The following is a 24,885-nucleotide window of genomic DNA, read 5'->3' as shown; positions in this document are numbered from 1 at the left end:
TCCCGGCCGCAACCGTTGGCTCCCAGCACAACCGGAGAACGCACCATGCGTCTACTCCTTCTCATCATCTTGCTGGGAATACTGGTTGCGGTTGGTTACTTCGCCTACTCGGCCATGTCGGTCGGGGGCGACCCGATCCCGACGGAAGGTTATGTGGCACTGGCGCTGGGAGCGGGGTTCTCCGTGGTCGTCGGCGTCGGCCTCATGATGCTGCTGTTCCCGAGCAGCCGCCGCGGCTATGACGAACCTCCACATTTCAAATAGCCAGCAAGCCCGGCACCTTCCTAGCCCTTGGACCAAGCATCTGCGCCCTGATCCGGACGGATGGTCCGGCTGCCCGCCCCGTCGTTGACGGCTCCGGTGCGGGCGGGCACTTTGGCGCCGAAGTCCCAGCCCGGGACCGCGAGCACCAAGATCGAGCCGCCATTCCGCATGTCCAAGCCGATGTTTCCCGCTCTGGCCCAGTTCGTGGCCGCCACGGCCGGCCGCAACATGACCAAGGCGGCCTATGTGGCCGTGACCGTCGGCGTGGTCAGCATGGTGTTGCTGACGCTCGATCCGGCCTACGAGGCGGCCCATCGCTGGGTCGATTTCCTGCTGTGGGCCTGTCTGGTCTATTTCGTGTTCGAATGGCTGGTCCGGCTGCGCCACATGGCGCGGCAGGGGCGGCTGGGCCTCTATATGTCCTCCTCCGCCGGGCTGGTCGACGCCTTGGGGGCGCTGGCCGTGCCGGTCGCCCTGGTCCTCGGCGCCGAGCCCAAGACCGCCTGGCTGCTGAGCGTGCTCTGGGTGCTGAAGGTGGTGCCGGGCATTCCCGGCCTGCGCCAGCTCCGCCGTGTGCTGGTGCTGGAATCGGGGCCGCTGCTCAGCGTGCTCGTGATCTTCCTGATGGTGGTCTTCCTGGCCTCGGTCGCCGAATATTTTCTGGAGCGGGACGTGCAGCCGCAGACGTTCGGCAGCGTCCCTGCCGCGCTGTGGTGGGCGGTCGTCACGCTGACCACGACCGGCTATGGCGATGTCGTGCCGGTCACGCCGCTCGGCCGCATGGTCGCGGCGCTGGTGATGATCTCCGGTCTCGGCGTGTTCGGCCTCTGGACCGGTATTCTGGCGACCGGATTCGCGGCGGAGACACGTCGCGACAACTTCCTCAAGACCTGGGAATCGGTCAGCAAGGTGCCGTTCTTCGCGGCGCTGGGCCCCGCAGCCATCGCCGACGTCACCCACATGCTGCGCACCATGGAGCTGCCGGCGCGCACCATGATCATCCGCAAGGGCGCGCAGGGCGACTGCATGTATTTCATCGCCGCCGGCGCAGTCGAGGTCGACCTCCCCGGCAAGAAGGTTCAGCTCGGCGAGGGAGCCTTCTTCGGCGAGATGGCGCTGCTCGGCAACAACATGCGCGGCGCCAATGTCTCGACCACGAAAGTGTCTCGGCTGCTGGTGCTCGACCTCGTCGACTTCCGCGTGCTGATGGCGCGGCACCCAGACCTCGCCGAGACGATCGACGCCGAAGCGAAGCGCCGCACGCTCGAAAACAAGTAAATGGAGACAAGAATGTCGGACACAGCCGACGCGGCCAGCGGCCCCGTGCTCGAAATCGATGGTGCGCGCGCCACCGTTCGCTTGAACCGGCCCAAGCATCTCAACCGGCTTCAGGCGGAGGATCTCGGCGAACTGGTCAAGCTGTTCGACCGGGTCGAGGCCGATCCTGATATCCGCGTGCTGGTCCTGACCGGCACGGGACGCGCCTTCTCCGCGGGCTACGATCTCAATTCGGTCGCCGATCGGGCGGTGAGCGCCAACGAGCAACAGAGCGCGGGCTCGGCCTTCGAGATCGTCGTCAACCGGCTGGAGGACCTCGGCGTGCCGACGATCTGCCGGCTCAATGGCGGCGTCTATGGCGGCTCAACCGACCTCGCGCTGGCCTGCGATTTCCGTATCGGCGTCGACACCGCCGAAATGTTCATGCCGGCGGCGCGGCTCGGGCTGCACTATTACAGGAGCGGCATCAAACGCTACGTGACGCGGCTCGGCGTCGACAACGCCAAGAAGCTGTTTCTCACTGCACAGAAGATCAGTGCGCCGGAGATGCTGCGGATCGGCTATCTCACCGCCATGGTGCCGGTGGAAACACTCGACGAGGAAGTCGACAAGCTCGCCAACATCCTCGCCGGAAACGCGCCGCAGGCCATGCGCGGTATGAAGCGCGCCATCAACGAATTCGCCCGCGGCGAGCTGGATGAGGCCGCCGCCGATCAGCGCCACCGCGACAGCATGCGCGGCGACGAGATCAAGGAAGGCATCAAGGCGTTCGCGGAGAAGCGGCCGCCAAAATTCTGATCACGCCCGCTTCGACCGCATCGCGCGCACTTGCGTGAGCACGGGATCGCGGACGAGCGCTTGATAGCGTTTGCTGTCGACGGCGTAGATCGCGATCCGGCCCTCACTGTCGGCATGAACGCCCCAGCCGAAGCGCTTGCCCAGGCTCGACGCCCTCATGCACGCCTGCCCCCGGGAGAAGAACACTTCACGGGCCGCATGCTTCTCCGTTTTCGTCGCCTTCATATCGAGCGCGCGTCCCGCGGCAGACGTCGCGAAGATCACATCGTCGGACGTGTATTTGTAGGGTGCCTTGGCGATCATCCCGTATTGCAGGCACGCCACCGTCGGCTTTCCCGCACGCAGCAGCGGTTCCTCGCCAGTACGCGCAGGACAGTCTTCAGCAACCTGGATGAAGGTGTTGAAGCAGTTGGTGGTGTGCATTGGCTTCGTCATCTGCAACGTGAATCGCTCAACCCCCAACAGCAGCAGCATGCTGCGCCGCCATCTCGTCATCCGCCGCATTGATGCGCTGGAATGCGGGCCGCGAGGTCATGCGTTCGGCATAGCGGACGAAAACATCCTTCTTCGGCACGATACCGAACATCATCGTCCAGCTGAATGCAACACCCCACAAGATATCGGCAGCCGTCATCCGCTCGCCGAGCAGATACGGCCCCTTCGACAATTGCGTCTCGAGGGCGCCCAGCATGGTGTCGTAATCGGCGTAGGGCGACTGCGTGATCGGCGCAGGTTCGCGCTGCATGAACTTGTCGATCAGCGCGGGCTCGAAGGAGGAGCCGTAGTAGGCGGTCCAGCGCAAATAGGGACCGCGCAGCGGATCTTTGAGCGCGGGCGTCAGCCCCGCCTGCGGAAACAGATCGGCGAGATAGATGGTGATCGCGACCTGCTCGGTCACCAGCGCCTCGCCATGGCGGACCGCCGGCACCTTGCCGAGCGGATTGATGGCGAGATAGGCGGGCTGCCGCTGCTCGCCGGCCTTCATGTTGAGGACGTGAAGGTCGTAGGGCGCGCCGAGCTCCTCCAGCAACACGCGCGTGCCGGTGGCCCGGCTCTGCGGCGAATAATACAGCGTGATGCGGTTCGGATCGGTCATGGCGGATCTCCCTTGGGCCGGCTTGCGATGGACGCGCTTGTAGCCGACCATACCTGACATCATGTGTCAGGTATGGTTTAAGACATCATGCGCGCGAGCCGGATGCTGTCGATCCTCACCACCCTTCAGGCCAAGGGGCAGGTCACCGCGCCCGAACTTGCCGAGGCCTGCGAGGTCTCGGTACGCACGATCTATCGCGACATCGATGCGCTCGCGGCATCCGGCGTCCCCGTTTATGCCGACCGCGGCGCAGAAGGCGGCTACCGCCTGCTCGACGGCTATCGCGTGCGCCTCAACGGGCTGTCGCAGAGCGAAGCGGGCGCGCTGTTCCTGGCGGGATTGCCGGGCCCGGCGGCGGCGCTGGGGCTGGATGCCGCGATGATCGCCGCACAGAACAAGCTGATGGCGGCGCTGCCCGCGAACTTGCGCGAAGATGCCGGCCGGATGCAGCAGCGTTTTTACCTCGACGCGCCCGGTTGGTTCGGCGAGACGGACGAGCCAAGACATCTGCGCGCAATTGCGGGCGCCGCTCTGCGCGGGACACTCATCAAAATCCGCTATCAGAGCTGGCGCGCCGAGAAGCAGCGCCGTGTCGCCCCGCTCGGCCTCGTGCTGAAGGGCGGCAGCTGGTATCTCGCAGGCCAGGTCGACGGTAGCGTGCGCACCTATCGCATCGCGCGCGTGCTCGACTGCACGGCGCTCGACGACCGCTTCGATCGTCCCGCCGATTTCGATCTCGCCGCCTACTGGCAGGATGCGACGCTGCGGCTCGAGGCCGAGATGCACCCGAACATCGCGACCGTGCGGCTCTCACCACTCGGCGTAAAACTGCTCGATGCGCTGAGCCAGCCTTACGTCAGGGCGCGCACGCAGATCGAAGAAACGATCGATGCCGACGGCTGGCGCATCGCAAGGGTGCCGACCGGGAAGACGTCGTGGCATGCCGCAGCCGAATTGCTGCGGCTCGGGTCCGAGGCCGAGGTGTTGGAGCCCGCCGATCTCCGCGAGAAGATGGCCGAGATGACGCAGGCGATGGCCGCACGCTATCGCACGGCGCGGAAAGCCTGACGGCGGCGCACCTCGCCGCAACCGACGAAACAATCCTGAAACACGATTCTCCCTCCTCCGTGTGAACGCAATTACGCTTCGGCCCGACCGAGAAGCAGGGACACAACAACGGCCTCGCGCCACACTGGAGAATGAGAATGTTTCGCAAGCTTGCACTTGGTCTGATCGCCGCCGGCTCGCTCGGCGCTGCCGCCCTCGCGCCCACCGCTGCGTCGGCCCACGGCTTCCACCACTGGGGTCCCGGCTGGGGCTTCGGTTATGGCGGTCTCTACGTCAACACCGGCGTCAGCAACTGCTACCAGGAGCGCGTCGTCCCGACCCGCCACGGCATGCGCGTTCGCGTCGTGAATGTCTGCGCCTACGGCATCTACTGATATCGTGCCTTCACAACAAAGCTCCGGTCGCGCTGCGGCCGGAGTTTTGCGTTGAGCTTAAGCGCTCTTGCGATGCCGGCGAAACCAGGCCCAGGTCTCGCGCGTCGTTCTGATATAGCCGCGTCCGCGATAGACGATTTCGCCATCGACGATTCCGTTCAGCTTCGGTAGCGCGTGAAACGGGATCGAGGGATAGGCGTGGTGCTCGACGTGGTAGGGCATGTTCCACGCAATCCATTTGACGATCGCCCCAGTGTAGGTCGTGCGGGTGTTCTGAAACGCGCTGCGGGTGCGCTCGCAGCCGGTGTGCTCGGCGTAGAGATAAGGCCGCAGGAAGAATTGCCCGATCATCAGCGGCACGATCCAGACCCACAGCAGCAGCGCAGACGAGAACCACAGCGACAATGCGAGCAGCAACGCGTAGGACGCGACATAGATTCGCGCCTCAGTCACGATAGTGACGCGCCTGTTCTCGGGGATCCAGGGCACGACCACTTTGCCGGTGATGGCATGGCCGAGCATCAGCCGGAGGCGGCCGGCAACCTGGAGCAATCCGCTGTAGGCGATCGCGAGTTGCGTATCGGATGTCGGCTTCACGCCGACGATCAGCTCCGGGTCCTTCGCCGGATCCTGGGTGTAGCGATGATGGTCCCAGTGGAACAGGCAGTAATATTCGTATGGCAAGCCGATGATGAAGGCCGAGAGATAGCCGACCGCAAGATTGAGGCCGCGACTCCTGAATGCGGTCTTGTGCGCCGTCTCATGCACCGCCATGAACAGGAAGGCGACGAGATAGCCCTGCGCCGGCATCAGCGGCAGCGCCCAGAGCACGCCATAGCGCGACGACACCATCCAGATCAGCACGCCCACCAGCACGATCATGCCGTAATGACCGAGGCTTTGCGCCGCACCCCTGAGGTTCGAGCGCACCGATAGTTCACGCAGGATGGCCGGGCTCAGCGGCTTCAGGCGATGGCCGGGCTCTGAAACAGTCGCGTCAGTCATGATCGGATGCCTGCATTACTTGCTGAGAAGGGCTGCGATCTCGGCCTTGAGGAAGGCCTTGTCGTGCCGATTGTTGACGGGGTTGCCGGCGCGATGACCATGCAGCGACGGGATCGGATGCAGCACCGCCGATTTCGCGTTGACCAGCTTGCCGAGCTCGTCCTCGTTGTCGCGGACGTCGAAATAGCGATCGGTCGCGCCCGGCATCAGCAGCATGTGCGCCTTGATTGCTGCCAGCGCACGATCGAAATCGCCGTCGTAGGCCGCGCAAGCGCTGATATCGCCGCGCTGCCAGATCCCGACCTGCGCCAAGAGATCGTTGGCGTCGCGCCGGGCGAACGCAGCGTCCCAGGCGCGGACGAGATAGTCCTCCAGCGAGGTGAAACCGGCTTCGCGCCAGATCTCGTCGCGATAAAAGCCGTGCGACATCGCCCAGCCGGCATAGACGCGCCCCATGGCGCGATAGCCGGCAACGGGCCTTTCGACGAAGCGACCATCGCGAAAGGCGGGATCGCCGGTCAGCGCCGCCTTCACGCTTTCGAGAAACACGTGATTATAGGGCGCACAGCGCGCGCTGCCACAGACCACTGCGGCACGCTCGACCATGTCGGGGTGCAGCGCCGCCCAGTGATAGGCCTGCATGCCGCCCATCGACCAGCCATAGACAAGCGCGAGTCTTGTGATGCCGAAGCGTTCGGTCAGCAGCTGATGCTGGACCGCAATCGTGTCGTGATAAGTGAGTTGCGGGAACGGCCCGTTGCCAGAGTTCGACGGCGATGACGACAAGCCGTTGCCGAACAGATTCGGGATGATGATGAAATAGCGCGTGGGATCGAGCACGCCGTCAGGCCCGATCAACCACTCGGTGTCAAAATGCTGCGCGCTGAACGAGGTCGGATAGAGGATGACATTGTCTTCGGCCGGGCTCAGCGTGCCATAGGTCTGGTAGGCAAGCTTCATCGCGGGGAAGAAGGCACCGGATTGAAGCGCGACGTCGCCGGCCTCAAAGATCTCGTAGTCGCGCTGCCCCGCCATCCGTCCAACTCCCGCTCGCGCGCCGCAGAACGCGCCCGCCGCAACAACGATGCATCGATCGTGCCGGACCAGCAAACGCATCATTGCGTCGCGTTTAATAACTGTACCAATAGTACAATTATTTAATGAAGGCAATGGAATTCCGACCGTCAGGCGATTGCTGCGATGTATCGCTCCACCGACGCAGCGAAGGCGGCCTTGGCGCCAGCGGCGATGTTACGGCCCCACCAGGCGCCATAGATGCGATCGAAAGCGAGCGGCTCGACGGCGACCGCGATCCGCCGTACCGCGGCGGCGTTGAGCGGCATGTAGTTCGGATAGGAGTACATGAAGCTGAGGAAGCGGCGGTCCATCGTCACCTGCGCGATATCGCCAGTCAGCAGCGCTCCCTTGCCGTCGGCGCCGCGCGCGTGATGCAGCATGGTGGCGCCTGCGAAATGGCCGCCGGTACGCAGCAACAACACATCGTCCGAGATACGATGATGATCCCCGGTCCAGTGCACGATTGACGGATGCGGACGCGTCACCCATTGGCGATCATCCGCGTGGAGATAGACCGGTACACCGCCAAACGCTTCGCTCCAGTCGACAAGCGCGCCATAGTAATGCGGATGCGAGATCGCGATCGCCGTCAGGCCGCCGTGCGCGCGGACATGCGCGATCGCGTCCGACATTGCCAGCGGTATGCAATCCCACATCAGGTATCCCCCGCCATCGGGGACCAGCAGCGCACGCTGGCCGATCGCAAAGCTCGGCTCGAGCGCGATGCCCGTAAGGCCGAGATCGTCGTGCCAGACAAGGCGGTGACGCTCGGCGAGCGTCTCGGGCGTGAGGAAGGTCTGGCCCTTCCAGTTCACGAACTGCCGCTCGTCCTCGCAGATCGGGCACGCCGCTGGCGGCTTTTCACTAACCGGGAATTGGGCGCCGCAGGTTTCGCAGGTCCAGAGGGGCATGGCTATGATCCATGATGAGATCGGAACGGCTTTGTGCGTCGGCCTCTTCGCAGATCACGTCGCAAAATTCTTCTGGATCGCCTTGTCGAGGGTATCAGCCCCGACGAAGCGCTGGCGCAGCTCGCGCTTGAGCAGCTTGCCGCTGGGATTCTTCGGCAGGCTATCGACGAAGATCACGCGCTTCGGCACCTTGAAATGCGCCATCTGGCCGGCGCAATGCTGGATGACGGCATCTTCATCCAGCTTCTCGCCGGTCTTGACCACGACGATCGCAGTCACCGCTTCGATCCAGCGCGGATCGGGCAGGCCGACCACGGCGACTTCCGAGACCGCGGGGATGCGATAGACCATCTCCTCGACCTCGCGGCTGGCGACATTCTCGCCGCCGGTCTTGATCATGTCCTTGACGCGGTCGACCACGGTGATGTGGCCCTCGGCGTCAACGGTGGCGAGATCGCCGGAGTGAAACCAGCCGCCGGAGAACGCTGCCGCAGTCTTCACGGGATCATTGTAATAGCCGGAGAGCAGATGCGGCGAGCGGTGCACGATCTCGCCGACCTCGCCGACCTTGACGTCCTCCATCGCGACATTGACCACACGCGTCTCGACATTGAGCACGGGCTTGCCGGCGGAGCCGGCCTTGCGGAGCTGGTCCTCCGGACGCAACACGGTCGCGAGCGGCGCGATCTCGGTCTGGCCGTAGAAGTTCCAGAATTTTACGGCGGGCAGACGGCGCTGCAGCTCGAGCAGAACTTCCACCGGCATGATCGAGGCGCCGTAATAGCCTTTCTGCAGCGTCGAGAGATCGGTCTTGTCGAAATTCGGCGAACGCAGCATCGCGATCCAGATCGTCGGCGGCGCGAAGAACGAGGTGATCTTGTGCGCCTGGATCAGCGCCAGAATGTTGTCGGCAGTCGGCTTGCCCGTGATCACGCCGGAAGCGCCGAGATAGATCTGCGGCCCCAGAAACACGTCGAGCTGAGCGCAATGATAGAGCGGCAGCGCGTGCAGGAACTTGTCGTCCGCGCTCATGGCGCCATCGATGATGCAGCTGACATATTGCCACATCACAGCTTCATGGGTCAGCATCGCCCCCTTGGGCAGCGATTCCGTACCGCTGGTGTAGACGATCTGCGCGAGGTCGCGGCTGTCGACGGACGCATCGAGGTACGAGCCGTCGGCATGGAGCAGATCGTCGAAGGTGGTGAGGCCCGCGGGCGCCGTGGCGGGATCCTCGCCCGGCAGCCAGATCATCTCTTCGACAGCGCAATCCTTCGCGCTCGCGGCGCGCGCCGGCTCGACGAAATCGGGGCCGGTCGCGAGCAGCTTCGCGCCGGAGCTCTTCAGGATGAAATTGATCTCGTCCGGATTGAGCATGAAGTTGATCGGCACCAGCACGGCGCCGATCCGCGCCACCGCGAAACGCAGGGCAGCGAAAGCATGGGAATTGCGCGAGAGCACGGCGAGACGATCGCCCTTGTTGACGCCGAGGCCGAGCAGGCCGCGGCCGAGCCGGTTGCAGATCGCGTCCATCTCGGCAAAGGTCCAGCTCACGCTGCCGCAGCTCACCGCAAGCTTGCCCGGCTCGCGGCTGCCTGCGCGGCGCAGGAGATCCCCGATGGAATGCTCGCGCGCTTTCGAGATGGTCGCTGCCATGTCGCTCGACATTTCCGCCCCCCGGGAATTTGCAATCTGCGTGACGACCGGCCTGGACCTTCGTCAGGCCATCGCCCTTACGCTTTTTCGAGTTTGCACAAAGCGTAGTCGGCGCAATCTGCCGCGTCAAATCAGCCGGAGCCCTGACGCGGCGGCTGCCCGCTGGTGAAGTGGGTTTGCACCCAATCATGGACCTGCCTCTGTCCGGGAAGCAGGTCCGCCCCATCGCATCGCGCGGAAAAAGCGAGCGAGCGCTCTCTCAGAAAATTCTGGTCTGCCCCCTTTCGCGACGGCCACGCTTTGCGCTAGGAATGATGACAAGGGCGCAAAGCCCACGCCTGGATCAATAACAACGCCAAAAGGTCCGGGAAGAAATCTGGGAGGCAGCGTGAATATCGCGCGCCGACGACCTTGGACCAACGCGTTCTCGACAGAAGCGCTGTGCGCGCGCATTCTGGAACGTCATCGCGCCTCGATCCGCGTGCAGAAGCCGCGGCTCGCGGTCGCAAATCTCGCACGCATCATCGGCGCCACCCTCACGCTCTCCAACAAGCAGGGATTTCACGCCACGACGCTGCGCCAGCTCGCGGAGGCCTCCGGCCTCAGCATGGGCGGCCTCTATACCTATATCGACAGCAAGCCCAAGCTGCTGTCGATGATCCTCGGTGAGGTCGCGGCAACGGCGACCGAGGTACTGACGGCGCCGCCCGACGACGTCAGGAATGACGCCCACAAGCACCTCGACTGGATCATCGCGACCCACATCCGCATGAGCGAGGCGATGCAGCCCTGGTTCGTCTTCGCCTTCATGGAGGCGAAGTCCTTTCCGCCGGCGGAACGCCAGCGCGCGATCGACATGGAGGCGACGACCGAGAAGATCATCGCCGATGTGCTCAAGCAGGGCGTCGCCAGCGGCGCCTTCACAATCGACCATGTCAGGCTCACGGCGTCACTGATCAAGCCCCTGCTCCAGGACTGGTACGTCAAACGCGCCAAATATCGCAGACGCGGCACGTCGATCGACGGATACATCGATGGCGTCGGAACTTTCGTGAGCGCCGCATTGTCGAACGGCAGCCGCATCAACGCGCGCACGGCCGTCAGGAGCCGCTCGAAGCCAAAGCAGGCGGCCCACCCATAGAACGCAGAAGGACCAGGCGATGAAGCGTTTCCGGTTCAATCAACAAGAGATCGTCTTCGCCGTTTTCGCGCTGCTGTTCCTCGTGTTTTCGATCTTCCTGAGCGGATTTCTGACGGCGGACAATATGCTGACGCTGCTCCAGAACGTGGCAGTGCTCGGCATCCTCGGCCTTGCCATGGCGATCGTCGTGATCGGCCGCGGCATCGACATCTCGCTGATCGCGGCGCTCGCGGTACCCCCGGGACTCGTGCTGCAAATGGTGCAAAACGGGCATTCGCTGCCGTTCTCGCTGCTGGTCGCGGTGCTGCTCACGATCGCCTTCGGCCTCGTCAATGGCTGGCTGATCGCCTATGCCGAGGTCCCCTCGCTGTTTGCGACGCTGGCAACAGGCCTGCTGCTCGCCGGACTTGGGCAAGCCGTACTGTTCCAGCTCGATGTGGTGCAGTGGAGCCCGGGCATGAACGGCTTCGAGCGGCTTGGACAGGGCACCATTCTCGGCATTCCGACGTCGATTTGGATGTTCGCGATCGCCTGCATCGTGGTCGCATTCCTGCTGCGCCAGACCCGCTGGGGCGCCTACATCTACGCGATCGGCGACAATCCTTACGCCGCGCGCGTGACCGGCATTCCCTCCCGCCCGATCATCGTGCTGCAATATGTGATCACCGCCCTGATCGGCTGCTTTGCCGGCCTCGTGCTGGCGGCCTCCGTCAATTCGATGCCGACCCGCATCTTCAACTCGACGCTGATCTACGATGTGATCCTAGTCGTCGTGCTGGGCGGCATCGGCCTCTCAGGCGGGCGTGGCGGCGTGCTGAACGTCATCATCGGAACGCTGCTGATCGGCACCATGCTCAATGGCATGACCATCATGGACATCTCCTACGCCGGACAAAATCTCATCAAGGGCGTGGTCCTGCTGCTCGCCGTCATCACGGACTCTTTCCTGAATCCGCGCAACGAAGAAACGGCCCAGCAAGGCGATATCTGAACGACCGACAAGAACGACCACGACAAGTACAACCAAGGAGGAAGCAATGAAACATCTTGGCAATCCGACAAAGGCAATCGTTGCCGCACTGGCTCTCGCGGCACTGACCGGACCGGCTCTGGCCCAGCAGGGCCTCGACGAGCCGTTCCAGAAGCCGTTCAAGGAAGCGCTCGCGGGCAAGACCGTGGCCTATGTGCCGGTGGCAATGAACTTCGACCTCACCGAGGGCTGGTATGCCGGGCTGAAAAAGGAGCTCGAGCCGTTCGGCGTCAAGTTCGTGATCCGCGATGCCAATTGGAACACCAATGCGGGCGCGCAGGCCGTCACGTCGCTGATCTCCGAGAAGCCGGCGGTGATGGTGGTGCATAATCCGGACGTGCAGACCTACGCCAAATTGCTCCAGCGCGCCGAGAACGAGGGCATCTACGTCATCCAGATCAACATGGGCTCGGCCTATCGCAGCTCCGCCTTCGTCGGCGCCAACTGGGTCGAGATCGGCGAACGCCAGACCGAAGGCGTGGTCAAGGCCTGCGAGGGCAAGTCGAACAAGATCGCCATCATCCAGGGCGCGCTGTCGGCCGCCGCGAGCGCCTATACGCTCAAGGGCGTCGAAAACGTTCTCGCCAAGCATCCCGAGATCAAGGTGGTATCGAGCCAGGCCGCCGACTGGGATGCCGCCAAGGCCAAGGCGATCACCCAAACCGTGTTGAAGCAGAATCCCGATCTCTGCGGCATCGTCGGCTTCTGGGACGGCATGGACATCGGCACCGCAGCCGCGGTCAAGGAAGCAGGTCTCACCGGAAAGGTGTTCCTCGCGACATCAGGCGGTGGCGAGCGCAAGGGCGCCTGCGAGCTGGTCAAGTCCGGCGCGTTCGACCTCAACATGAGCTACGACGTGCCGACCCAGGCGGCTCAGATGGCCGGCACGATCAAATTCCTGCTGTCGTCGGGCGCCAAGCCCGGCTCGATCAAGGGCTCGGAATACACCACGCTGATTCCGATCACCAAGGAGAACGCCGACAGCCAGACGGCCTGCTGGAATCTCAGCGACCTCAAGAAATAGTCCGACGCTGACGCTCGTGATCCCCGGGCCATCAAAGCCCGGGGACTACGCTCCCGATAGTTTTCATGCCCTGCTGGAATGCTGATGCGCGACACAATTACAAGCCTGCGTTACCGCTACTGGCCGGATCATCTGCTCGGCGAAATTCTGTCCAAGCGATGGACCGAAACGGCCATTCCGGTCATCCTTCTCCTGATCGTTGGCTTCGCGTTCAGCCGATCCATCGACAACTTCCTGTCGCCGGCGAGCCTCGCCGACACCGCGCGCCAGGCCGGCGAGATCGGCTTCATCGCGCTCGGGCTTGCGCTGGTCGTTATCGTCGGCGGCATCGATCTGTCCGTCGGTTCGATCTTCGCGCTGACGGATTTCTGCGCGCTCTATCTGCTCGACGTGCTGGGCTGGCCGGTTCCGGCCGTGGTGGTCGCGACGTTGCTCTGCGGCGCGATGCTCGGCGCCGTCAACGGCATCCTGGTCGGATATCTGCGGCTGCGCGCCTTCATCACCACGCTGATCACGCTGATCATTTATCGCTCGGCCTACGATCTCCTGATCCAGCGCTATTCCAACGCGATCGCGTCGGCGTTCCCCGACATCCCGTCCTGGGATTTCATCGGCGCCGGTTCTGTCTTCGGCATCCCCACCGTGGCGCTGGCCTATATCGTCATCGCGATCTTCGGCCACATCTTCATGACGCGGCTGCGGCCGGGCTGGCACATCACCGCGATCGGCGGCTCGCGCCGCTCGGCGTACAATTCCGGCATTCCCGTCCGCCGCACGATCGCGCTCTGCTACGTCGCAAGTGGCGTGCTGACCAGCGTCGGCGCGCTGTTCTTCGCCTCCCGGCTCGGCACCGTCGGCGGTGACATCGGCGTCGGCCTTGAGGTGATCGTACTGACCGCGACCGTGCTCGGCGGCATTACGCTCGGCGGCGGCAAGGGCTCGGTCGCCAAATCGGCGGTCGGTGTGCTGATCGTGCTCTTGATCACCAACGGTCTCACAACCATGAACGCGCGCGGCGGCGTCAACCGCATGGCGCTCGCCGGCATCCTGCTCGTCGCCGCGATGGTCGACATCCGCTGGCAGAAGAACCGGACCCGCATCATCAGCAAGGTCTATGTCGCGCCGACCTATCACGAATTGCCGCCACCGCCGCCGACCGAGATCGGTCAAGGCGGGCCGTTCGAGCAGAACGACAAGCTGCGTGTCGTCGAGGCGATCGGCCTTGGCCGCATCGAGGCGCCGGAAGACGTCATCCTCGATCGCCATGACAATCTCTATGCCGGCTCGCGCCACGGCGACATCATGCGTTTCCTCGCGCCCGACTACCAGAAAATGGAGGTATTCGCCCATATCGGCGGCCAGCCGCTCGGCATGGCCTTCGACCGCGAGGACAATCTCTACGTCTGCATCGGCGGCATGGGGCTTTATCGCATCAAGCCTGAAGGCACCGTGGAAAAGGCGACCGACGAGACCAACCGCAGCATGCGCTCGGTCAACGACGACAGCCGGCTGCGGCTTGCCGACGACCTCGACATCACCGACGACGGGCTGATCTTCTTTTCGGAAGCGACTGTCCGTTACGAGATGGACGAATGGCCGATCGACGGCCTGGAAGCGCGCGGCAACGGCCGCATCATTTCCTACGACACCAAGACCGGCACGACACGCACCGAGCTGCGCGGCCTCAAATTCCCCAACGGCATCTGCGTCGCCAGCGACGGCCAGTCGATCCTGTTTGCCGAAACCTTTGGCTGCTCGATCAAGCGCTACTGGTTCGCAGGCGCCAAGAAGGGCGCGGTCGAAATCGTCATGGACAATCTGCCGGGCTACCCCGACAACATCAACCTCGCCTCCGACGGCAATTACTGGCTGGCGCTGGTCGGCATGCGCAGCCCCTCGCTCGACCTCGCCTGGAAGATGCCGGGCTTCCGCCGTCGCATGGCCAAGCGCGTGCCGGTCGACGAATGGCTGTTCCCCAACATCAACACCGGCTGCGTGGTCAAGTTCAACGAGCAGGGCAAGATCGTCGAATCGTTCTGGGATCTGCACGGCGAGAACCATCCGATGATCACCTCGATGCGCGAGCATCGCGGTTATCTTTATCTCGGCGGCATCCTCAACAACAGGATCGGTCGCTACAAGCTCGACAACGCCGATCCGAACTTCGTCCAGTATGACAAGCGTTGGGGGAAGCAGTCGTGATCGCTGCCGTCAGAGATTTCGCCAACCGCTTTCTCGGGCGCGGCGACGCCACTATCACCGTGCCGTCCTTCGACGGCGCATTGAAGCCCAACCAGAAGCTGGAATCGGCCGAGACCTTGCTGACATGCGAGGCGCCGGAAGATCTCGCCACCGATGGAAGCAACCTCTTCATCGCCGACGGCCGGCGGCTAATGTGCCTGAACGGCGGCACGGCATCGGAGGTGCGCAGCTTCGAGCAGCCGATATCGGCGCTCTGTGCCCTTCCCGGCGGCGGCCTTGCCGTCGCACTCGGCGGACGCGAGGTGCGTGTGTACGCAAGCCCCTCGGCCGAGCAACCCAGCGGGACCTTCACCGATGCTACGTTCAACGCCATCAATGCGCTGGCGCTCGCGGACGATAACACGCTGATTGCAACGGACGGCTCGACGACATGCGGCATCGACGATTGGGCACGGGACCTGCTGGAGCTCAATCGGACCGGCCGCGTGTTCAAGCTCGATCCCGGCAGCAAAGCCGTGACACGATTGGCCCAGGGGTTCGGCTATGCCTTCGGCGCTTGCGGACATGGGAATGGCATGCTGGTCAGCGAGAGCTGGCGTCATCGCCTCGTTCTCGTCTCGCCCGGCGCATCGCCGAAGGTCGTACTCGCTCACCTTCCCGTCTACCCGTCGCGGCTGTCGAAGGCCTCAGGCGGCGGTTACTGGCTCACCGCCTTCACCGCACGGACCCAGCTCGTCGAGTTCGTGTTGCGCGAGCCCGGATATCGACGCCGCATGATGGTCGAGATCGATCCGGCCTATTGGGTCGCGCCGCGCCTGCGCTCCGGGCGCTCTTTCAAGGAGCCGATGCAGGGCGCGCATATCAAGACCATGGGTGTCATCAAGCCGTGGGCGCCGCCTCGCTCCTACGGCCTCGTCATCCGCCTCGATGCGGACGGCCAGCCGCTCTATTCGCTGCACAGCCGGGTCGACGGCTTCAATCACGGCGTCGTCGCCGCCATCGAGATGGGCGGCGACCTCGTCCTGATTGCCAAGGGGCCCGGCCGAGTCCTGCGATTGCCCCTTGCCGGCCTTGCCGAGGAGTTTCGCCCATGAGCGACATTGCACTCTCGCTGCGCAAGGCGACAAAACTCTACGCCGGCGTGCCTGCCATCGACGGGGTCGACTTCGACCTCCGCCGCGGCGAGATCCACGCATTGGTCGGCGAGAACGGTGCCGGCAAGTCCACCCTCACCAAGGTCATGGCGGGCGTGGTGACGCTGACCTCGGGGACCATGACGGTCGATGGCGCCGATGTCGCGCCCAAGACGCCATTGGAGGCGCGCAATCTCGGCATCGCCATGGTGTTCCAGGAGAACAGCCTGGTGCCGACCATGACGGTCGCGCAGAACCTGTTTCTCGGGCAGGAGAAGTTTTACAACCGCCTGCGCGGCATCTACATCGCCGCGCAGCAGTTTTTGCAGTCGCTCAATTTCGACGTCACGCCGACCGCAACCGTCGGCGGCCTTGGCGCGGCCAAGAAGCAGATGGTCGAAATCGCACGCGCGGTCCTGCACCGCGCCAAGGTCATCATCTTCGACGAACCGACCGCATCGCTGACGCCGGAAGAAAAGAAATACTTCTTCGACCTCGTCCGCGATCTCAAGAAGCGCGGCGTCTCGATCGTCTTCATCTCGCATGCGCTGGAAGAAGCGCTGCTGCTGGCCGACCGCATCACGGTGCTGCGCGACGGCAAGCACGTCGTGACCGACGATGTCGCCAAGTTCGACCGCGCCGCGATCGTGCAGGCCATGGTCGGGCGCGACCTCTCCAACACGCTCTATGGCGCGCGCAAAAGCAGCGTGCGGCCGGCTGGCGCGCGCGTGCTCACGGTGCAGAATTTGAAGATGGCGCCGATGGTGAAGAACAATTCGCTGTCGGTGTTCGCCGGACAGATCACCGGCGTGTTCGGCCTCGTCGGCGCGGGCCGCACCGAGACCTTCAAGATCGTCGCCGGCGTGCTCAAGCGCGACTTCTTCCACGGCGGCGAAATCCTGCTGCACGACCAGCCGGTGCGCTACCGGGTGCCGGCACCGGCGGTCAAGGCTGGCATCGCCTATGTCACCGAGGATCGCAAGGTCGAGGGTTTCTTCGAGACATCCTCGATCGCGCGCAACATCTATCTCGGCCTGCTGTCGAAGTTTCCCAAGGGCCGGATGATGCTGTCGCGGCGGGAAAACGACACAGTCGGCAAGACCTGGATCGAAAAGCTGAAGGTTCGCGCCATCGGTAACGATGGCAAGGTGGTCGAGCTGTCCGGCGGCAACCAGCAGAAAGTCGTGATCGCCAAATCGCTGGTGCAGGAGCCGGACCTGATCATCTTCGACGAGCCGACCCGCGGCGTCGACGTCGGCGCCATCGTTGAGATTCACGAACTGATCAACCGGCTCGCCAACGAGGGTAAGGCGGTCGTGGTCATCTCATCCTATCTGCCCGAGATCATGGCGCTCTCCGACCGCATCCTGGTTTCACGTCAGGGCAAGGTCGTGGAAGAGTTTTCGGCGCTGGAGGCGACGGAAGAGAAGATCATGTACGCGGCGATTCACTAGAGGCAGCGCCTACGGCTTGCGCCCCTTCTGGCGCAACGCCTCGGTGAGGCGCTGCTTTAGTTCGTCGACGGCCTTCTGATTCGCGTCCTGGCCGATCTGTGCACTCGCTTGGGCCAGCGCATCCGATTTCTCCAAAAGCTTCCGGCCGGCCGGCTGGACATAGAATGCCTCGATCTGGCGCAGCTCTTCCACGGTGAAGCTGGCGGCATAGAGGGCGGCGATCTGGTCGATCATGGCAGCGGCGAACGGTGCGTAGATGTCGGAGCCCGGCGCGGTCATCGCATCATAATCGTGCTCGATCTCCGGCCTGTCCTGGGCGACCACGGGTCTCAGTTTGAGCATGAGCTGCGGGAGAGCCGCGCGATACTGATCCGCGATCTTCAGCGTGGTGACGAGTTTTCGCGCAGCATCCATCGCCTCGGGCGACGGCGCCTGCGCCTGCGCCGATGCGTTGCAGATGAGGAGCAGAAGGGCGCCGGCCATCGTCAACAAGAGTCTCGACATGGATATCCCCTGAAAAATCGCCCGCGCGACGCGATGGGCCCTCAGCGGCTAACGGGAGCTGCGGCGATGACCTTTACCGTTGCGCCTTCGGCGCTAGGCTCCGGCTCGTCGTCGACATCGGTCACCTTGACGAAGAGGCTGGGCACCCGCTCGGCGCGGTCGAGCAGCCACGCGGCGCCGACCATGATGGCGAAGCCGGCGAAGGAGACGGCGAGCTGCTCCCAGACGCCCCTTGTGTATTGCATCAGGATCCAATGCGCCGAGAACGACAGGAACACGCTGAGGCAAAAGATCGGGAGCGAGTGCTGGCCGCACAGGATGACCGGGCGCAGCCATTTCAAATGCAATGCCTTCCAGTGGCGCGGGACGAAATAGGTCACCCAGATCCCGAGCGCCAGGAAATGCGTGAAGCGCAGCATGTCGAGGTCGGTCTTGTCGATCGGATAGATCGCCTTGATCATCCATTTCGGGATCAGGGCCTCGAGCGCGTGAATGTGCCATGTCATCACGATCAGGAGGGCGAACGCAATCCATGCCGCCGCCAGGCCCATCACCGGCTTCGACCAGACCCATTTGGCGATCTTCTCGATCTGGCCGACGCCGCACCACGCGGCGACGACGAACATGAGCTGCCAGCAGAACGGATTGAAGTACCAGGTCGTGCCCGGCGGATAGGAAGCGATGTTCCAGTCGAACCAGCGCGACAGCACATAGAGCACCGCGGAGGCAGCAAGTGTCAGGTTCGGCCGGCGCACCAGGCACCAAATGATGAAGGGCGCTGCGAGCACCAGCGTGATGTAGAGCGGCAGCACGTCGAGATTGACCGGCTTATAGCGCAGCGACAGCGCCTGCCCGATCAGGATGTCCGGATGGTCGAGAAAACTGTGAACGTTGAATTCGTCCGCATACATCGGGTTGTCGAACCTCCTGATCGTGCGGGCGATCTGCGCCGTGAACAGCAGGAACAGCATGATGTGGGCGACATACATTTCCGCCGCGCGCCGCCACAGCCGCTTCAGCGCGGCGAGGAACCAGCCGCCGGCGACGATCGGCCCGTAGATCCAGCCGACCAGGTAGCCGGAGATGAAGACGAAGAACTCGGCAGCATCGCTGAAACCGTAATTGCGCAAGGTCAGCCAGGCCACGACGTCGTGCGGGATGTGATCGAGGAAGATCATCCACAGGCCGATGCCGCGGAAGAGGTCGAGCCGCAAATCGCGCTCGACCGGAGCCAAGAGAGCTTGCTGGTCCCGTATGGTCATGGCCCCGCCTCGGTCCGGTGGGCGTCGCGCCGTCGCGGCGCCGATGAATTCGGATGCTAAAATAGATCAATCAAATCGTCACCTGATCCGGCGACTAGAACCGAACGGTAGCCGACCTTGAGGTCCGCGCAAGGGACTTTGTCATGACGACGCGCCGGCCTCTCAACAAAGGACTGCGAAAACAACCCCATGCACAGTAGCTAAGTGCTTGCGCCGCCTGCGAAACCTGGTTGACCCGTCGGGCAAAAACGAAAGGCCTCGCGACCGCGGCTCAGGTCAGCTGATCGCCCGCGGCGAGCATGCCGTTCAGCATCGCCTCGGCCTTCTGCAGCAGCGGCTTCGCACCGCTCTCGGAGGCGATCGCGATCGCGGCGCGCAGCGCGGAGAGGATGATGGTCCGGTTCTCCTCGTTCGATGGCGGCGTCACCACGGCCTCGCCGAACAGGGCCTCGGCCTCGAGGCCGGAAAAACCCTGCTGGCGCGCGGTGTTGCGCGCCTCGCGCAGCATGTTCTGGGCCGCCTGGGCATCGCCGAGCTGGTTGGTCGCCAAAGCCAGGTAGATCGACGAGCGCAGCACCGCCGAGGTGTAGCCGACGCTGCGGGCCTCTTCGCGCGCCTCGGCCAGCATGCCGCGCGCCCGGTCGAACAGGCCCTGCTCCAGATAGGCGATGCCGAGATGGCAGGCGAGCACCGGCACGAACAGCCGGATGCCGTGCTTTTGCGCGAGCACGAAACCCTGTTCGAGGATCGCCACGCCTGCCGCGAGATCGCCCCGGCCCAGCTTCAGCCAGCCGCCGCTATAGGCCGCTGCGACGCGGTCATAGGGGCGGTTGGTTTCATCCGCGATCGCGTCGGCGTGTCGCTGGACCTGTTCGGCGGCGTCCAGGTCGCCCATGACGGTGTGATTGATGCTGCCCATCATGCAGCAAAGCAGCAACGCGTATTTCGCTGTCGTCCCGAAGGGCGCACTCGCCTCCGGCCCCATCAATTGGGCGCGGGTTCGTGCGAACAAACCGTCCGCCTCGCGATAGCGGCCGGCGAGGAAGTACACCTGACCGAGGCCGTATTGCGCGGCGTTGAGCCAGCCCGAGCTGTCCGATTGCTCTGCGAGGCCCACGACTTCCTCGTTGAGCGCGACCGCTTCGGCCGGCGAGCCATAGAAATTCTGCGCTGCCGCCATGACCGTCATCGCCGCCACCTTCCGACCGATGTCGTTGATTGCATCGGCGCGACGCTCGGCTTCCTTGCCGAGGTTCAGCCATTCGGAGAGGTGGCCGGATGCAATGAACGCCGCGCGGGCCTCGATGCGAATATCCACAGCGCTCGCTTCCCGCGTGGGGGTCACCGGCGTCATATCCAGCGATCGCATCGCGGTCTCGAAATAGTCCGCAGCATCGGTGAAGGCGGATCGCGCCAGGCATTTTCGCGCCGAGGCCCGGCCGTAAGCGAACGCCTTGTCCCAATCCTTGGCCCGCGTGGCGTGATAGCAGAGCTTGTCGGAATCCTCAGCCTCGGTGCCTTCGAGTGCGGCAAGAATGCGGGCGTGGATATCCTCGCGCACCTTTTCGACCATCGAATCGTAGGTGACCTGACGGACCATCTCGTGGCGGAACTCCAGCGAATCTTCCAATTCGCTGTCGATCCGGACCAGCAGCTCGGCGCGATCGAGCGAGACGAGGCAGCCGCGCAGGGCATCTTCCGGCAGGATCGCAATCTTCCGCAGCATGGCCTCGCTCGACCGCGACCCCAGCGCGGCCGCGACCTGCAAGACGGACCGCTCCTGCTTCGACACGCGGTCGAGGCGCGCCGCGATCACGCCCTGAATGCTGGTGGGAATACCGAGCTCGTCGATCGGGCGCACCAATGCGAGGTCGCCCCACTCGCCACGCAAGGTACCGCTGTCCTTCAAGCCCCGGCAAACCTCCTCGATGAACAGCGGTACGTTGGCGGTATGGGAGATGATCCGGCTCTTCAGATCGGCATTCGTCTCGGATGATCCGAGCATGTCGGACAGCATTGCCAGTCCCGAATCGTCGTCGAGCGGCCGCATCGCGACGACCTCGGCGTGGCAGCGCGCGATCCAGACCGGCATGCCGTTCGGGCGGGAGGTGAACAGCACGAGAAGATCGGGCGCCGCCAGCGAGGCAATGGCGGCCACGACGACGTCGCTGGCCCGGTCGATCCAGTGCAGATCCTCCAACAGGAGGACCGTCGGCTGGCGACTGGCCAGGCTCCGGATGACGGCGCAGCTCGCATCGGAGATCACGCGCCCGCGGGCATGAGGCTCGAGCTCGTCCCATTGCGGGTTCGCGATCGGCACATCGAGCACCGCGTCGAGGGCGCTCTGCTGGATCGCGGTCAGGTCCTTCAGGGGGTCGCCGGGATTGCCGGGGTCCCTTGCGGCTGCGTCCATGGCCGACAGCAGGATTCGCTTGAGCGTGCTGAAGGGAGCGCCCTGGAGATTCGGGCTGCACTCGGCGTCGATCAGCCGCCAGCCCTCGGCCCTGAGCTTCTGGGCGAACTCGTGCCCCAGCCGTGATTTGCCGATGCCGGCATCGCCGAGCAGCAGGACGGTCTGCCGGCTGGCCCTGGCCTGCCCGGCCGCGCGGTCCAGCAGGGCTCGCTCGGTGGTACGATCGACGAATCGGGAGACGCTGCGGGCGCGCCGGACCCGCCAGCTCGACAGATCGCTGGCACCCACGATCCGGTAGACCGGCACGGGCTGGCTGAAGCCGCGCAGCGATTTGCCGCCCAGATGCTCGAACCGGACATGCCCGTCGGCGAGATTTTGACAGGCTTCCGAGACGTAGATCTGGTTCGCCTCGGCCTCCTGCTCCAGCCGCGCGGCCAGATGCTGGGCGGCGCCGCCGATCTCGTAGACCTTGGAGAATTCGCTGGCGACCATGTAGGCAACGACGTGGCCGGAGTGCAGGCCGACCCGGACCTGAAGGGCGGGATCACCGAGGCTGGCAACGCGCCGGACCAGCTCGATCGCGGCATGGCACGCCAGCGGCGCATGGTTGTCGTCCGCGATCGGGGCACCGAACACCGCGGCAAGCCCGTCGCCCAGCTCCTTGCTGACGATGCCGCCGAATTGTCGGACCGCGCCGCGCATGGCGGCCAGCGCCGGCTCCAGGCGCGAGACCGCTGCCTCCGGATCGAGCTCGGCGACGAGGCCGGTGGAATCGATCACGTCGGCGCGGAGGATCGTGACGAATCGGCGTTCGCTGTCCGGATCCGCCCGCCGAACCGCCGCGCCGCATTTAGGGCACCGGCTGTCGCCTGGGGCGAGTGTCGACTGACATGCAGCGCAATGCATTCCCGCGCTCTCAAGTGATTCCAAAGGCACTGTCGATCGGGCTCCCGCGCGCGGATCGCAACAAGATCGCTGATCGAACCTTGCTTAGCAACGCCTAGTAACAGGGCAGGCGCTCCATCCCCGGCGGAGAGCTGCCAAAGCGGGTGACAATCTGGACGATTCACAGTCTCTGGTGGTAGCCTCATGAATGTCGCGCGGAAAAGAGGCTGCGAATCGTGGGCTGCCAGGCTCTCGTTCCAGCCGGCAAGTTTCGCAGAGCGGCATATTTCCCGGGGAAGCCAAGGGACTCATTGAGGGGCAAACATATGGGCATGCGAGTTTATACGGGCCGGCCATTTAAGGATCTGATGAATGCGAATTACTTTCCTTTGGAGAACATGAAGAAGAGCGTCAAAAAGCTCAAAGCATCGGAAAACATCCACCTGCCGACGCTGGAATACGGCCAGTATCACCTAATTTTGACGCCGAAGAGCAAGTGGCCGCAGGGCAGCGCGAAGCACTGGCAGAAGGAGAAGGGCCGCGCCCGTCTCGACCTCACCAACCAGCCGAACACCACCCCGCTGTCCAAGGACGAACCCAAGGTCGTTCCGCTGACCCGATGCGCGCTGCTCGATGCCTGCGTCCGCAAGTGCTTCAACGCGGAGCCGCCGATTCCGATGAAGACCAACATCATCACGCACGAGCCGACCGACCGTAACGCCGACCGGCACGAGATTCGGCTGGAGTGGGAGTACGAGGGCGACAGCAAGACGCCGACGCTGCTCAATCTGACGATGGTCTGTCCGCATAAGCCGGCGAAGGCTTGAGCTTGGGCTAGATCGCAACAGCATCTTCTGATCTGAACGGCGCGGGCCGGCACTTTGCCGGCTCGCGCTTTTTGTTGCGTGGGTTAGAAGCGGGCCAAGCCAGCGCTGCGGCGGTGTGTCTCCGTACCTTCTCCCGTCACCGTAGTTTCGTAGTTCCATTGGCTTGCGCCAAATAAAAATGGCCCGCGCGAGGCAGGCCATCTTCTCATCGGAACGGGTGAAGTCCCGCCAAAGCACACGCTTCGTCAGCGAAGGCCTCCGGTGACGTGAAGCGTCTCGCCCGTGATGTAGGACGCGTCGTCCGACGCGAAGAAGGCCACCGCGGCGGCGATCTCCTCGACCTTGCCGATGCGGCCGAGCGGAGTGGCGGATTCGATCCAGTTGCGCATGTCGCCCTCGTGCAGGCCGGCGGACACGACGCCTTCGGTGGCGATCATGCCCGGATTGACGGCGTTGACGCGGATCTTGCGCGGCGCAAGCTCCTTCGACAGCACCGAGGAGATCGCATCGACCGATGCTTTCGTCGCGGTGTAGACCGCGGTGTTCGCCGGCGCGATGGTCGATACGCCGGAGCTGATGTTGATGATGCTTCCGCCCTTGGGATTGAAGTGCTGCACCGCCTCCCCCGAGATCAAGAGAAGACCGAGCACATTGAGATCGAAATGCTTGTGGAAATGCTCAGGCGTGATGGCCTCGAGCGGCGCGAACTCGTAAACGCCCGCATTGTTGACGAGGATGTCGATCGGACCGAACGCCTTCACAGTCTCCGCGACCACGCCTTTTACGTTTTTGGCATCGGCCAGGTTGCCGTGGACGGCGACGGCTTTGCCACCCTTCTCGACGATGGCGGCGACCACGCGGTCGGCAGCCTGCTTGCTGCTGCTGTAGTTGACGGCGACCGCCGCACCCTCCGCCGCGAGCCGAGTGGCGATTTCGGCACCAATGCCTTTGGATGCGCCGGTCACGAGCGCAACTTTGCCTTCGAGTCTCTTGGTCATCGCATGTCTTCCGTTGTTCGGCGGGATGCCGATATTCAATAGTTCAATACTAGTGAACTATTGAACGACTACAAGGGGCATGCTATATTTTGGGCATGGTGCAGTTCGTTCACCCATCGCGGGATGAGATTACGCTGGCCGGAGTGCTCGGAGCCCTCGCGGATCCCATGCGGCTGCGTATCGTCAAAAGCCTGGTCGCTCAGAGCGCTTGCATGTCGTGCACCGAGGCGGCGCCTTGCCCTGACATGGCGAAATCGACACTATCGAACCATTTTCGCATTCTGCGGGAGGCCGGCCTGATCCGGACGTCAAAGCAGGGTGTCCAGCACCGCAATGTCGTGCGCGAGGAGGACATCAATGCACGATTTCCAAAACTGTTAAAAATGATCCTGAGCTTTCCTGACTGAGCGCGTTCGTCTGCTCTTGGTCAAAGCTTGCGCTTCTTGTTGCGGGGTTGGAAGCGGGCCAAGCCAGCACTGCGGCGG

The 24,885-nt window shown here is 63.8% G+C and carries 23 protein-coding genes; 13 read left to right on the top strand and 10 right to left on the bottom strand.

Features of this window, described 5'->3' with window-relative positions; all coding sequences use genetic code 11:
• The first annotated feature begins 45 nt into the window (after nt 1-45).
• The 3 genes from FXB40_RS05800 (at nt 46) to FXB40_RS05790 (ending at nt 2,340) form a co-directional block, all read left to right on the top strand.
• Complete coding sequence (locus FXB40_RS05800) at nt 46-264, top strand: hypothetical protein (protein WP_148771249.1); 219 nt, start codon at nt 46-48, stop codon at nt 262-264.
• 168 nt (nt 265-432) lie between these two features.
• Nucleotides 433-1,542, top strand: coding sequence for a cyclic nucleotide-gated ion channel (locus FXB40_RS05795; RefSeq protein WP_148771266.1), 1,110 nt, complete (start codon nt 433-435; stop codon nt 1,540-1,542).
• A gap of 12 nt (nt 1,543-1,554) precedes the next feature.
• Nucleotides 1,555-2,340, top strand: a complete 786-nt coding sequence (locus FXB40_RS05790; RefSeq protein WP_148771248.1) for an enoyl-CoA hydratase/isomerase family protein — start codon at nt 1,555-1,557, stop codon at nt 2,338-2,340.
• On the opposite strand, the gene FXB40_RS05785 is transcribed toward FXB40_RS05790, so the two are convergent.
• Both FXB40_RS05785 and FXB40_RS05780 read right to left on the bottom strand, forming a co-directional pair.
• The gene (locus FXB40_RS05785) at nt 2,341-2,814 is read right to left on the bottom strand and encodes a DUF6157 family protein (RefSeq protein WP_246207403.1); all 474 of its coding nucleotides are present in this window, start codon (nt 2,812-2,814) and stop codon (nt 2,341-2,343) included.
• Nucleotides 2,792-3,436 carry a glutathione S-transferase family protein gene (locus FXB40_RS05780; protein WP_148771247.1) on the bottom strand — a complete coding sequence of 215 codons (645 nt, stop codon included), beginning with the start codon at nt 3,434-3,436 and terminating at the stop codon, nt 2,792-2,794. The genes FXB40_RS05785 and FXB40_RS05780 overlap by 23 nt, the downstream gene beginning before the upstream one ends.
• 87 nt (nt 3,437-3,523) lie before the next feature.
• Here FXB40_RS05780 and FXB40_RS05775 point away from each other — a divergent pair, with 87 nt between their 5' ends.
• Both FXB40_RS05775 and FXB40_RS05770 read left to right on the top strand, forming a co-directional pair.
• Nucleotides 3,524-4,504 carry a helix-turn-helix transcriptional regulator gene (locus tag FXB40_RS05775; RefSeq protein ID WP_148771246.1) on the top strand — a complete coding sequence of 327 codons (981 nt, stop codon included), beginning with the start codon at nt 3,524-3,526 and terminating at the stop codon, nt 4,502-4,504.
• A 137-nt stretch (nt 4,505-4,641) separates the two neighbouring features.
• Nucleotides 4,642-4,878: a hypothetical protein gene (locus tag FXB40_RS05770; protein WP_148771245.1), complete on the top strand. Its 237-nt coding sequence runs from the start codon at nt 4,642-4,644 to the stop codon at nt 4,876-4,878.
• Between the two features lie 57 nt (nt 4,879-4,935).
• Here the strand turns inward: FXB40_RS05770 and FXB40_RS05765 are convergent, their stop codons facing one another.
• The 4 genes from FXB40_RS05765 to FXB40_RS05750 all read right to left on the bottom strand — a co-directional run bounded on the left by FXB40_RS05765 (nt 4,936) and on the right by FXB40_RS05750 (nt 9,539).
• On the bottom strand, nt 4,936-5,883 hold the full coding sequence (locus FXB40_RS05765) for a fatty acid desaturase (protein ID WP_148771244.1): 948 nt from the start codon (nt 5,881-5,883) through the stop codon (nt 4,936-4,938).
• 15 nt (nt 5,884-5,898) lie between these two features.
• Complete coding sequence (locus FXB40_RS05760; protein WP_148771243.1) at nt 5,899-6,918, bottom strand: alpha/beta fold hydrolase; 1,020 nt, start codon at nt 6,916-6,918, stop codon at nt 5,899-5,901.
• A 149-nt stretch (nt 6,919-7,067) separates the two neighbouring features.
• The gene (locus tag FXB40_RS05755) at nt 7,068-7,871 is read right to left on the bottom strand and encodes an MBL fold metallo-hydrolase (RefSeq protein WP_148771242.1); all 804 of its coding nucleotides are present in this window, start codon (nt 7,869-7,871) and stop codon (nt 7,068-7,070) included.
• A gap of 54 nt (nt 7,872-7,925) precedes the next feature.
• Nucleotides 7,926-9,539: an acyl-CoA synthetase gene (locus FXB40_RS05750; protein WP_148771241.1), complete on the bottom strand. Its 1,614-nt coding sequence runs from the start codon at nt 9,537-9,539 to the stop codon at nt 7,926-7,928.
• A gap of 376 nt (nt 9,540-9,915) precedes the next feature.
• Here FXB40_RS05750 and FXB40_RS05745 point away from each other — a divergent pair, with 376 nt between their 5' ends.
• The 6 genes from FXB40_RS05745 (at nt 9,916) to FXB40_RS05720 (ending at nt 17,511) form a co-directional block, all read left to right on the top strand.
• Nucleotides 9,916-10,668 carry a TetR/AcrR family transcriptional regulator gene (locus FXB40_RS05745; protein WP_148771240.1) on the top strand — a complete coding sequence of 251 codons (753 nt, stop codon included), beginning with the start codon at nt 9,916-9,918 and terminating at the stop codon, nt 10,666-10,668.
• A gap of 19 nt (nt 10,669-10,687) precedes the next feature.
• Nucleotides 10,688-11,659, top strand: a complete 972-nt coding sequence (locus tag FXB40_RS05740; protein WP_148771239.1) for an ABC transporter permease — start codon at nt 10,688-10,690, stop codon at nt 11,657-11,659.
• A 46-nt stretch (nt 11,660-11,705) separates the two neighbouring features.
• The gene (locus FXB40_RS05735) at nt 11,706-12,722 is read left to right on the top strand and encodes a sugar ABC transporter substrate-binding protein (protein WP_148771238.1); all 1,017 of its coding nucleotides are present in this window, start codon (nt 11,706-11,708) and stop codon (nt 12,720-12,722) included.
• A 78-nt stretch (nt 12,723-12,800) separates the two neighbouring features.
• A complete protein-coding gene (locus FXB40_RS05730) occupies nt 12,801-14,924 on the top strand; it encodes an ABC transporter permease (protein ID WP_148771237.1) in 2,124 nt (707 codons plus the stop codon).
• Nucleotides 14,921-16,018 (top strand): hypothetical protein, encoded by a 1,098-nt coding sequence (locus FXB40_RS05725; RefSeq protein WP_187436686.1) that lies wholly within the window; start codon nt 14,921-14,923, stop codon nt 16,016-16,018. Before FXB40_RS05730 ends, FXB40_RS05725 begins: the two co-directional genes overlap by 4 nt.
• Nucleotides 16,015-17,511, top strand: a complete 1,497-nt coding sequence (locus FXB40_RS05720) for a sugar ABC transporter ATP-binding protein (RefSeq protein ID WP_148771235.1) — start codon at nt 16,015-16,017, stop codon at nt 17,509-17,511. The genes FXB40_RS05725 and FXB40_RS05720 overlap by 4 nt, the downstream gene beginning before the upstream one ends.
• Before the next feature lie 9 nt (nt 17,512-17,520).
• Here the strand turns inward: FXB40_RS05720 and FXB40_RS05715 are convergent, their stop codons facing one another.
• From FXB40_RS05715 to FXB40_RS05705, 3 genes are all read right to left on the bottom strand, one after another.
• A complete protein-coding gene (locus FXB40_RS05715; protein WP_148771234.1) occupies nt 17,521-18,015 on the bottom strand; it encodes a DUF2059 domain-containing protein in 495 nt (164 codons plus the stop codon).
• A 41-nt stretch (nt 18,016-18,056) separates the two neighbouring features.
• Nucleotides 18,057-19,277, bottom strand: coding sequence for an OpgC domain-containing protein (locus FXB40_RS05710; RefSeq protein ID WP_148771233.1), 1,221 nt, complete (start codon nt 19,275-19,277; stop codon nt 18,057-18,059).
• A 271-nt stretch (nt 19,278-19,548) separates the two neighbouring features.
• A complete protein-coding gene (locus tag FXB40_RS05705; protein WP_148771232.1) occupies nt 19,549-22,596 on the bottom strand; it encodes an ATP-binding protein in 3,048 nt (1,015 codons plus the stop codon).
• A 305-nt stretch (nt 22,597-22,901) separates the two neighbouring features.
• Here FXB40_RS05705 and FXB40_RS05700 point away from each other — a divergent pair, with 305 nt between their 5' ends.
• Nucleotides 22,902-23,402 (top strand): hypothetical protein, encoded by a 501-nt coding sequence (locus FXB40_RS05700; protein WP_148771231.1) that lies wholly within the window; start codon nt 22,902-22,904, stop codon nt 23,400-23,402.
• A 245-nt stretch (nt 23,403-23,647) separates the two neighbouring features.
• Here FXB40_RS05700 and FXB40_RS05695 read toward each other — a convergent pair whose 3' ends face one another.
• Nucleotides 23,648-24,400 (bottom strand): SDR family NAD(P)-dependent oxidoreductase, encoded by a 753-nt coding sequence (locus FXB40_RS05695; protein WP_148771230.1) that lies wholly within the window; start codon nt 24,398-24,400, stop codon nt 23,648-23,650.
• Between the two features lie 95 nt (nt 24,401-24,495).
• On the opposite strand from FXB40_RS05695, the gene FXB40_RS05690 reads away from it, so the two are divergent.
• Complete coding sequence (locus tag FXB40_RS05690) at nt 24,496-24,807, top strand: ArsR/SmtB family transcription factor (protein WP_148771229.1); 312 nt, start codon at nt 24,496-24,498, stop codon at nt 24,805-24,807.
• Nucleotides 24,808-24,885: the final 78 nt, after the last annotated feature.

The organism is Bradyrhizobium rifense (assembly GCF_008123425.1).
GTDB classification, from domain to species: domain Bacteria; phylum Pseudomonadota; class Alphaproteobacteria; order Rhizobiales; family Xanthobacteraceae; genus Bradyrhizobium; species Bradyrhizobium rifense.
This window is presented reverse-complemented; position numbering and strand designations above follow the sequence as displayed.